Below are 13,227 nucleotides of genomic sequence, written 5' to 3' on the forward strand. Positions count from 1 at the left end.
CGGGGCCCTCGTTCGCCATGCCCCGGGGGGATCGATCCCCTAACGCCGGTACGGGGGACGGTGCCGCATCCCCGATGGCCACCGCCCGATCCGGACATACCGTTGTCGGACCACACGAGCACCGGAGACGACCCCGATGGCCGAGACGCTGTCCCTGATGGAGTTCCTGCAGGCGCTGCACGCCGACGCCGAGCTGCGCAGCTCCTTCGGACGCGACCCCCAGGGCACCCTCGCCGGCCACGGCCTCGCCGACCTGAGCCCGGCCGACGTGCACGACGCGCTCGTGCTCGTGCAGGACAACCAGACCGTCGACTTCGCCCTCGACTCCGCCCCGCCGCCCCCGCCGCCCGCGGGTGACGGCCACGAGGCCGCCGTCGAGTACCTGGCCCGCTACCTCGACGGTTCCCCGCCCGCGGTCCAGGACGTGGCGTGGACCGACGTCGACCCGGATGCCGCCGCCCCCGTCGCCGTCCCCGACACGCCGTTCGACGCGTTCGGGGCGGACGAGGACCTCGGCTACGGCGCGGGCGCGGTCACCTCGCCCGGCGACCCCGCCGGATGGGACCCCGCCCTCGACGACCCGGGCGCCGCCGGCCCCGCACCGGCGGACGGCTTCGACCTCGGTGGGTACGACGATCCCGACGCATCGGGCGTCGGCCCCGGCATCGCCGAGCTCGACCTGGAGCTCGCCGACCTCGACGCCGACCTCGACGCCGCCGACCCGGACGGCCCCGACGAGGACCCCGGCCCGGCGCTGTCCGGCGGGGCGTGACGCGGACGCTCCGCGCCGCAGCACCCCGCGGTCCGACGGGGACCGCCACCTGACCGGTCCGGGAAGCACGTCACCGCTGCCCGCGCAGCCATCCCATGCGGCGCGCTCCGATCCCCTTGGCTCGATCGTTCCGGCTCGCGCACCAGCGCGGGCGGCACCACAACAGCGTGCGGATCGGACCGATCACCGCGATCCGGCCCGGCGGGCGGGCCCGGCGCGCTGTTCGACCGCGCGAGAGCCCGGAACCCCCGGTCAGGGGGTTGGGACCGGACCCCCTGACCCCCTACGATCCGGTGCTCCGATCCCCGTAGGGGCCGTCATCCAGGACTCTGGCCTTTCCCCGATGGCCGCGGCGGTCGATCGCCATAGCGTTCTCCCCAACGCCGGATCACCCGGCACCGGTACTCCCCACCGATCCAGGAGATGGGCCTTCCATGACGAACTCGACCACGCTGATCGAGCTGCTCCTCAGCATCCTGCGGGACCCGAGCGCACTCGACGCCTACCGCGACGACCCCGACGGCTTCCTCGCCTCGTGCGGTGACATCTCGCCCGAGGACGTCCGCGAGGCGCTGGTGCTGCTCGAGGACAACCAGGACGCGAGCTTCGACCGCGACTACAACACCGGCGGCAACAACATCCACGTCCCGCCGCCGCCGCCCGCCCCGGAGCCCGAGCCCGGCGAGAGCGACCACGAGGCCGCGGTCAAGTACCTGAACACCTACATCACCAACAACCACATCGACGACCGCGACACCATCACCGACAACTCGGTCAACCAGCAGATCGACACCGGTGGCGGCGACTTCGACCAGGACATCGACATCGACTCCACGGTGGCCTCCGGCGACGGCTCCGTCGCGGCGGGCGACGACATCGAGGACTCGGAGATCGTCACCGGCGACGACAACGTCGTCGGGGACGACAACGTCAAGGGCGACGGCAACATCACCGGCGACGACAACGAGGCCGTGATCGGCGACGACAACACCACGAGCTTCGGCGACGGCGACGCCACCTCCGCGGAGATCGACGGCGACGTCAGCGTCGACGACGGCGGCTCGCTGGCCGTGGGCGGCGGCTCGACGGTGGACAACACCGACAACTCCGTCGAGGACTCCTTCAACGACAACAGCGACAACTCGACCGAGGACTCGTTCAACGACAACAGCGAGACCACCGACAACAGCGACTACTCGGTCGAGGACTCGTTCAACGACAACAGCGAGACCACCGACAACAGCAACAACGAGACCGAGGAGTCCCTCCACACCCAGGTCATGTGACCGTCACGGGTCGCAGCGCCGGAAGTCCGGCGTTGTAGCCTGCCGGGTGATGAGCTGCCGGCCCCGCCACCGTCCGGGACACCCCGACGTGGCGGGGCCGGTGTCATGACCGAGTCCGTTCCGTAGCACCGATCGAACTTGAGGGAGGCGGGGACGACGTGGCGGTTCCGGCAGCGGTCGAGCTGGTCGACCTCGCACTGAAGGCGACCACCGCCTACGACCGTCCGGACCTCGGGGGAAGGCTGCTGCAGACACGCAAGCGGCTGGTCGACCCCGACGTGCGGGTGCTCATCGTCGGCGAGTTCAAGCAAGGCAAGAGCCAGCTGGTCAACGCGCTGGTGAACGCGCCGGTCTGCCCGGTCGACGACGACATCGCCACCGCCGTGCCCACGGTCGTGAAGTACGCGGAGACCACGGCGGCGGCCGTGGTCCGCGACGGCGGGGACGGGCCGGGGGAACGCACCGAGGTGCCGGCCGGCGAGCTGGTCCGGCACGTCTCCGAGGCCGGCAACCCGGGCAACAAGGCGATGCTGAGCTACGCCGAGGTGGGGCTGCCGCGCAAGCTGCTGTCCGGCGGGCTGGTGCTCGTCGACACGCCCGGCGTGGGCGGGCTCGGCTCGGCGCACGGGGCGGCCACGATGTCGGCCCTGCCCAGCGCCGACGCCGTGCTGCTCGTCTCCGACGCCGCGCAGGAGTACACCGGCCCGGAGCTGGAGTTCCTCGACGCGGCCATGAAGCTGTGCCCGAACGTCGCCTGCGTGCTCACCAAGACCGACCTCTACCCGCACTGGCGGCGGATCGAGGAGCTCGACCGCGGGCACCTGGCCCGGGCGGGCGTGGTCGCCGAGATCTTCCCGGTCTCCTCGGTGCTGCGGCTGCACGCCGCGAAGTCGCAGGACACCGAGCTGATGGACGAGTCGGGGTTCAAGCCGCTGGTGGACTACCTGCTCCGCAAGGTGGTGGCGCAGTCCGACGAGCTCGACCGGCGCTCCACGAGCCACGACGTCCTCTCGGTCGCCGAGCAGCTGGCCTCGGGCATGCGGGCCGAGCTCGCCGTGCAGGAGGACCCCCAGCGGATGGAGGCCCTCGTCCACGACCTGACCAAGGCGAAGGGCCGCGCCGACGAGCTCAAGCAGCGCTCGTCACGCTGGCAGATCACGTTGAACGACGGTGTCGCCGACCTGCAGTCCGACATCGAGTACGACCTGCGCGACCGGCTCCGCACGATCGGGCGCGAGGCGGAGCAGCTCATCGACGACGCCGACCCCGCCGAGGTGTGGGAGCAGTTCATCGAGTGGTTCCACCAGCAGATCTCCTCGGCGGCGTCGGCCAACTTCGTGTGGGCGGCCGAGCGGGCCCGCTGGCTGTCCACCCAGGTGGCCGAGCACTTCGCCGAGGGCGCCGACGTCAACCTCCCCGAGCTGCGGTTCGACGAGGAGGGCATCGCCGGCAAGGTCGACCCGCTCGCGGAGCCCGAGCACGAGAACACCGGGATCGGCAACACGCTCCTCACCGGCATGCGCGGCGGGTACGGCGGCATGCTGATGTTCGGGATGCTGGGCACCCTGGCCGGTCTCCCGATCTTCGCGGGCGCGCCCGCCGGCATCCTGCTGGGCATCAAGTCGGTGCGCGACGAGCGCAAGCGGATGCTCCAGAAGCGGCGCGCGGACGCGAAGAACGGGGTGCGCAAGCACATCGACGAGGTCACGTTCCAGGTGGGGAAGGACTCCCGCGACATGCTGCGCCGCACGCAGCGCCAGCTGCGCGACCACTTCAGCGCGCTCGCCGAGGAGGTCAGCACCTCCATCGCCGCGTCGGTCAGCGCCGCGCAGAGCGCTGTGAAGACCAACAGCTCCGAGCGCGAGAAGCGCATCCGCGACCTCAAGGCCGAGATCGCGCGCGTCGACGGCCTCGCCCAGCGCGCCCGCGCGCTGGTGAACGAGAAGCGGCCCGCCGCGGTGTCCGCCGGGGGGGCCTCGTGAACGCGCCCGCGCCGCCGCTCGGTTCCGTGGTGCGCGTCCTGCTGCGGCGCACCATCGAGACCTACCAGGACAGCCCGCAGGCGGTGGGCTGGCTGCAGCACAACCTGCAGCGCTTCGAGGAGCCGCTGCGGGTCGCGATCGCGGGCAAGGTCAAGGCCGGCAAGTCCACGCTGCTCAACGCGCTCGTCGGCGAGGAGATCGCACCGACGGACGCGGGCGAGTGCACGCGTGTGGTCACCTGGTACGTCGACGCGCAGATCCCCAAGGTCACGATGTTCCCGCGCGCGGCGGCGCCGCGGCAGCTGACGATCAACCGCGCGGGCGGCGGCCTGTCGTTCGACCTGCAGGGCATGCCGGTCGAGCAGGTCGACAAGCTCGAGGTCCAGTGGCCCTCGCAGAACCTGCGCGCCCAGACCCTGATCGACACCCCGGGGATCGCGTCCCTGTCGGCCGACACCTCCGCGCGAGCGGGCGCGTTCCTCGCCCCCGAGGACGCCCCGACCCAGGCCGACGCCGTCATCTACCTGATGCGCCACCTGCACGCCACGGACGTCCGCTTCCTCGAGTCGTTCTTCGACCAGGGCGTCGCCCGGGCCACGCCGATCAACACGATCGGTGTGCTGTCGCGGGCCGACGAGATCGGCGTCGGCCGGCTCGACGCGCTGACCTCGGCACGGCGGATCGCGCGCCGCTACCGGGCCGACGACAAGATCCGCGGGCTGTGCCAGACGGTGGTCGCGGTGGCCGGGCTGCTCGCGCAGACCGGGCGCACGATGCGCCAGGACGAGTTCACCGCGCTCACCACGCTCGCCGCCCTGCCGCGCTCCGACATCGAGTCGATGCTCCTGTCCGCGGACCGCTTCTCGCGCACCGAGCTGGACGCGCCCGACGCCCAGACGCGCGCGAAGCTCATGGAGCGGTTCGGCCTGTTCGGGGTGCGGCTGGGCACCACGCTCATCCGCCAGGGCATGACCGACCCGAACAAGATCGCCGCCGAGCTGGTGAAGCGCAGCGGCCTCGACGAGCTGCGCAGCGTGCTCGTCACCCAGTTCGCCGAGCGCCGCGACCTGCTCAAGGCGCGCTCGGCCCTGCTGGCCGTCGACCTGGTGCTGTCGCGCGAGCCGCGCCCGTCCGCCGCGCCGCTGCAGGCCGAGCTGGAACGCATCCTCGCCGGCGCCCACGAGTTCGCGGAGCTGCGGCTGCTCTCCACCCTGCGGTCCGGCGCCGTGAAGCTGCCGAAGGAGGCCATCCAGGAGGCCGAACGCCTGCTCGGCGGCGACGGCGGAGCACCCGCGGCCCGGCTGGGGCTGGAGCCCGACGCGGGGCCACAGGAGCTGTGGGACGCCGCGATCGACGCGGCAGGCCGCTGGCAGCGGCGCGCGGAGAGCCCGATGTCCAGCCGCGCGGTCTCGGACGTGGCCCGGCTGGTGGTCCGCAGCTGCGAGGGAGTGCTGGCGAGCCTCCCCCGCTGACCCACACCCGCCCATCCGCGCACCTTGGAGCCATCCTGCGGTCAGGCAGGCCCTCCAGGCCGCACGTTGGAGCCATACTGCACTCAGGAGGGCCCTCCTGAGTGCACCTTGGCTCCAAGGTGCGGGGTGGGGGGCTGTTCGCTAGTCGGTGCCGGGGCCGACGATCTGGCGCAGGTGGGCGAACAGCTCGCCGCGGCTGCCGGAGCCGAGGCGCTGGCGCATGCGCGCCACGTGGTGCTCCACGGTCTTCGCCGAGATGAACAGCCGCTCGCCGATCTGCTTGTAGGTCAGGCCCTCGAGCACGAGCCCGGCCACCTCGCGCTCGCGCTCGCTGAGGGGGCCGTCGCCGTCCGGGGTCGTGTCGGGCGGGGACTCGGACTCCGCCGCCGTGGTGACCGGGATGCCTCCCGGGTCGGTGGCCGTCTCGGCGTCGGCGTCGACCGCGACGGCGCGCGCCGCCGGGCCGCTGCTCTGCAGCGCGCGGGCGCAGCCGAGCAGGGCGGTCATCGCCTTGCGGTCCCGGGTGCGGATCGCGGCCTGGCCCGCGAGCTTCCCGCCCTCCCACGCCATCCCGACGGCGTGCAGGCCGCGGGCCGCCGCCTCCACACCCTCGGCGTCGACCTCGGCGTCGAGCATGCCCACCCAGTGCGGGGCCGCCGCGGCCATCGCCGCCGCGTACCGGCTGCCGCCTGCCGCCGCCTCCAGCGCCGTCGCGTGCCGCTGCGCGGCCTCCCGGCTCTCCGAGAGGATCGCCGCCTGCAGCCCGGCCCAGTGCAGCGGGGCCGCCCACAGGGCCGGGTCGCCGAGCCGGGAGAGCAGGGCGGCCGCCTCGTCCAGGTGCGGGCGCACCCAGCTCGACTCCCGCAACCGGGTGGCCGCCACCCACAGCTCGCCGAGCTGCTGCAGCACGAACAGGTCGACGGGGTGGCGCACGATCGCCTCACGGGCGCGGCCCCACGCCGTCATCAGCACGGCGAGGTCACCCGCCCGGCGGGCGAGCGCGACCTCGAGGGCCGCGGCCAGTAGCTCGTCGCGGGGCTCGAGCCGCGCACCCGGCGGGGACGCCGCGGCGAGCGCCGAGCGCGCCGCCGGCGTGGCTCCCCGGAACAGCGCGATCCACCCGAGCAGCAGCCGGTGGCGGGTGACCGCCCCGCGCCCGCCCAACCGCACCCGCAGCGCGCGTTCGAGCACCGACTGGGCGACGTCGAGCTCCCCGCAGTGCACGGCGACGAGCGCGGCGAGGGCGGCCGGGGTGTCCGGGAGGAGCGCGGCCCGCTGCGAGGACTCCAGCAGCGACGCCGCGCGGGTCAGCTGCGACAGCGCGGCCGTGGGCGACCCGGCGACCGACTCGTAGGCGCCCTGGGCCATCAGCTCCTCCGCGCCGGCGAGCAGCGTCGGCGGGCGGGGCGGGGCGCCCACGGCGGACGGAGGAGGGTGCAGCACCCGGCGCGCCTCGTCGAGGGCGCCGGTCCCGATGAGCGCGGGCACGGCCAGCACGGCGGTGCTGCCCAGCTCCGGGCCCAGCGCGGTGCCCATCCACCGGTACAGCTCCGCGCTGCGCGCGAGCATGCCGCGGTGCGCGAGCACCGCGGCCGCCACCGTGCCGGCCCGGACCGCCTCCGCCTGCGGCACCTGCTCGGGAGCCGACAGCACCTGGTCGGCCTGGGTGAGGGCCAGCTCGAGGTCCCCGGTGAGCACCGCGGCCTCGGCCCGCCGGGCTGCCAGCCCGAGCGCGGCACCGCCGGCGCGCACCGCGGCGTCGAGCAGCTCGCCCGCCGAGGACGACCCGGTGCGCAGGGCCTCCTCGGCCGCGGTGGTGAAGACGTCGGCGATCCGCGCGCCGCTCGCCCCCGTGCCGAGCAGCCCGCGGGCCGCGGCGAGCACGCTGCCCCCGCGGCCCAGCTCGATCTCGGCCAGCGCGCGCCGCAGCTCCACCCGCGACGCCTGCGGGGTGCGCGCGAGCACCGCGGCGGACACGAGCGGGATCGCCGCGCCGTCGGCGGTGAGCACGCCGGCGGCCCGGGCCGCCTCCAGCAGCTCGTCGAGCCGTGCGGCGCCGTCGGTCCCGGCCTCGGCGAGGCCGAGCAGCGGCACGAGGACCTGGGCCTCCAGCGGCGCGCCGAGCGCCCGGGCCAGCAACAGCCCGCAGACGTCGTCGCCGAGCCCGTGCAGGACGTACCCGAGCTGCGCCAGCAGACCCGCAGGCGGCCGGTCGGGCAGCGGCACCTGGCTCCGGTCCGGCCCCGCGGTCTCGACGAGCACGGCGAGCAGGCGGTCGACGAGGCCGGGGACGCCCGCGGTGCGCTCAAGCACGTGGTCGACGAGCTCGGCGGGCGGGCGCTCGGCGCTCAGGTGCAGCGCCACCCGGGCGGCCACGCCCGTGCGGTCCAGGGGGTCGAGCACCACCGGCGGACGGGCCGCGGCGAGCGCCGCCCCGAGCGCCGCCGTACCGGTGGGCCGCGGCCACGGGCGGTGGGCGACCACGAGGTGGCCTCCCGGTGTCGCGGCGAGCGCGGCGACGTGTTCGAGCTCGGCCGGTGCCAGCAGGTGGGCGTCGTCGAGCAGCAGCACGTCGTCGGGGCCGAGCGCGGTGCGGCCGGCCAGCTCGCGGACGACGGTGGCGCCGGCCGCCGCGAACGCCGCGGCGAGCGCGTCCAGCAGCACGGACTTGCCGTGGCCACCTGGGCCGATCACGGCGACGCGCTGCACCGCTGCCGAACGCGCGGCCGCCTCGTGCACAAGGCGCCGCGCCGCGGGCGAACCCGCGAGCAGCCTCTCCGGCGTCCGAGTCGCCGGCTGGGTTCGCGTCGACACTGCTCGCAGCGTACTCAGCGTGGTCCCCGTCCCAGCAGCGGGCGGTTGCAGGGCGTGCCCACCCCGGTCGCCCGATCGGAGGAAGTGGGACGATCCGCCGCGATCAGCGGACGGAGCGGAGGCACGTGGACAGCGACGGAGACGCCGACGGGCCCATCTGGGCGGTGGTCCTCGCGGGTGGTGCCGCGCGCCGGTTCGGCGACCGGCCCAAGCAGTTCGAGCGGGTCGGCGGGATGCGGATGGTCGACCGGACGGTCGCCGCCGCCCGCCGCACCTGCGACGGCGTCGCGCTCGTTCTCCCGCCGGGGCACTCGTGGACGGGCGAGCCCGTCGACGCCCTCGCCGAGGGCGGGGACCACCAGTCGGAGTCGCTGCGCGCGGGTCTCGCCACGGTGCCGGCCGACGCCGCGGTCGCCGTGGTGGCCGACCCCGCCCACCCGCTCGCGTCCGACGCGCTGTTCCGGTCGGTGATCGCGGCGGTGCGCGACGGCGCGGACGCAGCGGTACCGGTCGTCCCGATCCTGGAGGTCGTGCAGCGGGTGGGCGGCGGGCGCGTCCTCGAGACCCTGCCGAAGGACGACCTCGTGCTGACGCAGACGCCGCAGGCGTTCCGGGCCGAGGTGCTGCGCGGCGTGCACGCCGACCGGCCCCGGCCCGTCGAGAACTCCGGTCTGCTCGTGGAGCGCGGGTACCGCGTCGTCACCGTGGCCGGTGACGTGCGCAACGTGCATGTCACAACCCGGGCCGAACTCGCGATAGCAGAGAGTCTCACGTCTCGTGAGATTTGCTGACGGCACCCGGCCTGGGCTACGAAATGCGCACCCGGACACGCTCCCCAGTCACCCGGAGTAGCAATCCCGATACAGCGGAGGGACACGCTTCCTGATGGACTACGACACCCCGGTGGTCATCCTCTGCGGAGGACAAGGCACCCGCATCCGCGAGGTCAGCGAGCGGCTGCCGAAGGCCATGGTGGACATCGGCGGCAGGCCGATCCTCTGGCACATCATGAAGCTGTACAGCCACTACGGGTACCGCCGCTTCATCCTCTGCCTGGGCTACAAGGGCTGGGAGATCAAGCAGTTCTTCCTGGACTACCGGTCCCACATGTCCGATTTCACCCTTTCCCTGTCCGAGGGTGACCACCAACCGCAGTTCCGCAACGGCGTGGCCGACGAGAACTGGGAGATCACCTTCGCCGAGACCGGGCTCGAGGCGGGCACCGGCGCGCGCCTGCGCCGCATCCGCGACTACATCGACACACCGCAGTTCATGATGACCTACGGTGACGGCGTGAGCGCCGTGGACATCGCCCACCTCGCGAAGGCCCACGCCGACGGCGGGCGCATCGGCACCGTCACCGGCGTGCACCCCACGTCGAAGTTCGGCGAGATGCAGGTCGACGGCAACGTCGTGGCGGAGTTCAACGAGAAGCCCACGCAGGTCACCGGCTGGGTGAGCGGCGGGTACTTCGTCTTCGAGAGGTCGTTCCTCGACGACTACCTCGACGACGAGGAGGACCTGTTCCTGGAGGCCGAGCCCCTGCAGCGACTGGCCCGCGACAAGCAGCTCACCGTGAACAAGCACGAGGGCTTCTGGGCCGCGATGGACACCTACAAGGACTACCAGGCCCTCAACGGGCTCTGGGCCGCGGGCGACGCCCCGTGGAAGCTGTGGGAGGACGGGCCCGGCACCTGGTGAGGTCGGCGCACCCGCAGCGGGTCAGGGGCGGCGGGCGGCGGCGTCGAGCAGGCGCAGCCAGTCGTCGGCACCCGAGAGCGACGACGCCCGTACCGCCTTCGCCGGGGTGAGGGCCCGGACCGCGAGCTCGACCTCCGCCGGGTCCCCACCCTCGGCCGTCACCAGCAGCGGCCACGACTCGCCACCGAGCATGCCGTTGACCTCCTCCGTGCGGTGCGCGGTCTGGAAGCGGCGGACCGCATCGGTCGTCCGGGCGTCGAAGTGGCCGTCGGCCCGCACCGCGGCCATGCCGACGGCCCGCAGCAGGTGCTGGGCCGCCTGCACCGCGGCTCCGCGGTCGTCGGTGCGCAACAGCGGCCACGACGCCCGCCGGGCGTCCTTCCCGGACAGGCGCTCGCCGAGCACCCCCGCGACCTCTCCGCGCAGCGTCGGCAGCATCCCGTAGAGGGCGTTGCCCGGGCAGGCGGTGTCCTTGAAGTCGCGGTGCCCGACGATCTCCGTCGGCCGGATCTCGTACTGCCGGCAGATGTAGGCGCACGTCGCGCGCAGGCTCTCCCACAGCGCGTCGGGCGGCTTCTCGCCGGTGTAGGTCCCCTCGTTCTCGATGCCGACGGCGACGACGTTCTGCCCCGTGCAGTGCGCCCCCTCCACGTGGCGCCGACCGGAACGCAGGACCTCGAGGCTGCGGTGCCTGCCTTCGAGGACGAACCCGCCACGGCTGATCGTGAAGTTCTGCCCGGTGTCGATCCAGCCGCGCCGGTCCATGTGGAAGCCCTGGATCAGGCGCGCGACCTCGTCGGCGGCCGCCCGGCTGACGTCCTCGACGTTGGCCGTGGCGGTGTGGTGCACGATGATCCGGATCGGTGGCTCGTTCCACACCGGGATGACGTCGCGGTTCGGGCGGGCGCCCCACTCGTCGCACCCGATGATCTCCGGGCTCTCCGCGGCCAACGCCCTGGCCGGCCGCACGAGGCCGCCGAACGAGCCGGCGAGGACGAGACCTCCGACGAGAACGCTGCGGCGGGGCAGATCAGGAGCCATGTCGTCCTCCCGCCGGTGCCCTCGGAGCACGTGCACGTCGGATGAATGTCGATCTCCGCACGATGCGTGACGGGCTCTGGTCGCACAACGGGTGGTGCTCGAACGTGTGATCGCCCGGTCGGGCGTGATGACGCGCTCCGAGCCCGGCCTTGTCCCGGTTACCGATGAGTAATAAGCTCGGGTTACCGACGGGTAGGTGATAGGGGAACGAGGCACATGGGCCACTTCAGGAGCAACCTGCGGGACCTCGAGTTCAACCTCTTCGAGGTGTTCCGGGTGCAGGACAGGCTGGGCAGCGCGCCCTACGACGGCATCGACGCCGACACCGTGCGCGGCGTGCTCACCGAGCTGAACGCGCTGGCCGTCGGCCCGCTGGCCGAGTCGTTCGTCGACGCCGACCGCAACCCGCCGGTCTTCGACCCGGCCACCCACTCCGTCACGCTGCCGCAGTCGCTCAAGGACAGCTACCGCGCGCTCTGGGACGGCGAGTGGTGGCGGCTGTCGCTGCCGGCCGAGCTCGGGGGCTACGGGATCCCGTCGACGGTCCAGTGGGCGGCCGCCGAGCTGATCCTCGGTTCCAACCCGGCCGCCTTCATGTACATGGCCGGGCCGAACTTCGCCGCCGTCGTGCACCGCAACGGCACCGAGCAGCAGAAGCGCTGGGCCGAGCTGATGATCGAGCGCGGGTGGGGCGCCACGATGGTGCTCACCGAGCCCGACGCCGGCTCCGACGTGGGCGCGGGCCGCACGAAGGCCGTGCAGCAGGCCGACGGCACCTGGCACGTCGAGGGCGTCAAGCGCTTCATCACCTCGGGCGAGCACGACCTGAGCGAGAACATCATGCACCTCGTGCTGGCCCGCCCGGAGGGCCCGGGGATCACGCCGAAGCCGGGCACCAAGGGCCTGTCGCTGTTCCTCGTGCCGAAGTTCCACTTCGACCCCGAGACCGGTGAGCCGGGTGCGCGCAACGGCGCCTTCGTCACGAACGTCGAGCACAAGATGGGCCTCAAGGCCTCCACGACCTGCGAGCTCACCTTCGGCCAGCACGGCACGCCCGCCGTCGGCCGGCTGCTGGGCGAGGTGCACGACGGCATCGCCCAGATGTTCCAGGTGATCGAGTACGCCCGGATGATGGTGGGCACCAAGGCCATCGGCACGCTCTCGGCCGGCTACCTGGCCGCACTGGACTACGCCAAGGAGCGGGTGCAGGGTGCCGACCTCACTCGGCAGCTCGACAAGACCGCCCCGCGCGTGACGATCACGCACCACCCGGACGTGCGGCGCATCCTGATGCTGCAGAAGGCCTACGCCGAGGGCCTGCGCGCCGTGTACACCTACACGGCCACCTTCCAGGAGCAGATCGCCGCAGGGGAGGCCACCGGGGCCGACACCACGCTCGCGGCACGGGTGAACGACCTGCTGCTGCCGATCGTCAAGGGCGTGGGGTCCGAGCGCGCCACCGAACAGCTCCTGCTGTCGCTGCAGACGCTGGGCGGCTCGGGCTACCTGCAGGACTACCCGATCGAGCAGTACATCCGCGACGCGAAGATCGACTCCCTCTACGAGGGCACCACCGCGATCCAGTCGCTCGACCTGCTGTTCCGCAAGATCGTGCGCGACAACGGTCAGGCGCTGGGCCACGTGGCCGGGGAGATCCAGGCGTTCCTCGACGCCGAGGCGGGCAACGGCCGCCTCAAGGAGGAGCGCGCGCTGCTCGCCACGGCGCTCGCCGACGTCCAGGGGATGCTCGGCACGCTCACCGGCTTCCTGATGGCGTCGGCCGAGGACCCCACGAGCCTGTACAAGGTCGGCCAGAACAGCGTGCGCCTGCTGATGGCGCTGGGCGACGTGCTGATCGGCTGGTTGCTGCTGCGCCAGGCCGAGGTGGCCCTCGCCGCGCTGGGCGGCGAGCCCTCGGAGCGCGACGTGGCGTTCTACGAGGGCAAGGTGGGCGCGGCGCGGTTCTTCGCGAAGACGGTGCTGCCGCAGCTGAGCGCGCAGCGCGCGATCGTCGAGAACACCGACAACAGCCTGATGGAACTGTCCGAGGCAGCCTTCTAGCTCCCACTTCACACACCGGGTGGCCACTCGCTGTGTGAAGTGTGTCATATCGGCGGGGGCGGCGGTCGGTTGTGACGCCTAATGTGAGCGTTCACGAA

9 protein-coding genes are annotated in these 13,227 nt (G+C 73.1%); 7 read left to right on the forward strand and 2 right to left on the reverse strand.

Going from position 1 to position 13,227, the window contains the following annotated elements; all coding sequences use genetic code 11:
* Positions 1-136: 136 nt before the first annotated feature.
* The 4 genes from FB558_RS43240 to FB558_RS13935 all read left to right on the forward strand — a co-directional run bounded on the left by FB558_RS43240 (position 137) and on the right by FB558_RS13935 (position 5,512).
* Complete coding sequence (locus FB558_RS43240) at positions 137-772, forward strand: IniB N-terminal domain-containing protein (protein ID WP_170231295.1); 636 nt, start codon at positions 137-139, stop codon at positions 770-772.
* A 434-nt stretch (positions 773-1,206) separates the two neighbouring features.
* Complete coding sequence (locus FB558_RS13925; RefSeq protein ID WP_142052682.1) at positions 1,207-2,058, forward strand: hypothetical protein; 852 nt, start codon at positions 1,207-1,209, stop codon at positions 2,056-2,058.
* Positions 2,059-2,216: 158 nt separating this feature from the next.
* Positions 2,217-4,040 carry a dynamin family protein gene (locus tag FB558_RS13930; protein ID WP_142052685.1) on the forward strand — a complete coding sequence of 608 codons (1,824 nt, stop codon included), beginning with the start codon at positions 2,217-2,219 and terminating at the stop codon, positions 4,038-4,040.
* On the forward strand, positions 4,037-5,512 hold the full coding sequence (locus FB558_RS13935; protein ID WP_142052687.1) for a dynamin family protein: 1,476 nt from the start codon (positions 4,037-4,039) through the stop codon (positions 5,510-5,512). The genes FB558_RS13930 and FB558_RS13935 overlap by 4 nt, the downstream gene beginning before the upstream one ends.
* 141 nt (positions 5,513-5,653) lie before the next feature.
* Here FB558_RS13935 and FB558_RS13940 read toward each other — a convergent pair whose 3' ends face one another.
* Entirely contained in the window at positions 5,654-8,326 is a 2,673-nt protein-coding gene (locus FB558_RS13940; protein ID WP_246106416.1) for a LuxR C-terminal-related transcriptional regulator, read from the reverse strand.
* A 125-nt stretch (positions 8,327-8,451) separates the two neighbouring features.
* Here FB558_RS13940 and FB558_RS13945 point away from each other — a divergent pair, with 125 nt between their 5' ends.
* Both FB558_RS13945 and FB558_RS13950 read left to right on the forward strand, forming a co-directional pair.
* Complete coding sequence (locus FB558_RS13945; RefSeq protein ID WP_142052690.1) at positions 8,452-9,117, forward strand: IspD/TarI family cytidylyltransferase; 666 nt, start codon at positions 8,452-8,454, stop codon at positions 9,115-9,117.
* Positions 9,118-9,211: 94 nt separating this feature from the next.
* The gene (locus tag FB558_RS13950) at positions 9,212-10,027 is read left to right on the forward strand and encodes a glucose-1-phosphate cytidylyltransferase (protein ID WP_142052693.1); all 816 of its coding nucleotides are present in this window, start codon (positions 9,212-9,214) and stop codon (positions 10,025-10,027) included.
* 21 nt (positions 10,028-10,048) lie between these two features.
* Here the strand turns inward: FB558_RS13950 and FB558_RS13955 are convergent, their stop codons facing one another.
* Positions 10,049-11,068: a peptidoglycan recognition protein family protein gene (locus FB558_RS13955; protein WP_142052696.1), complete on the reverse strand. Its 1,020-nt coding sequence runs from the start codon at positions 11,066-11,068 to the stop codon at positions 10,049-10,051.
* 216 nt (positions 11,069-11,284) lie between these two features.
* On the opposite strand from FB558_RS13955, the gene FB558_RS13960 reads away from it, so the two are divergent.
* Positions 11,285-13,129, forward strand: coding sequence for an acyl-CoA dehydrogenase (locus FB558_RS13960; RefSeq protein ID WP_142052699.1), 1,845 nt, complete (start codon positions 11,285-11,287; stop codon positions 13,127-13,129).
* Positions 13,130-13,227 lie beyond the last annotated feature (98 nt).

This window comes from Pseudonocardia kunmingensis, from assembly GCF_006716445.1.
Classification (GTDB): Bacteria; Actinomycetota; Actinomycetes; order Mycobacteriales; family Pseudonocardiaceae; genus Pseudonocardia; species Pseudonocardia kunmingensis.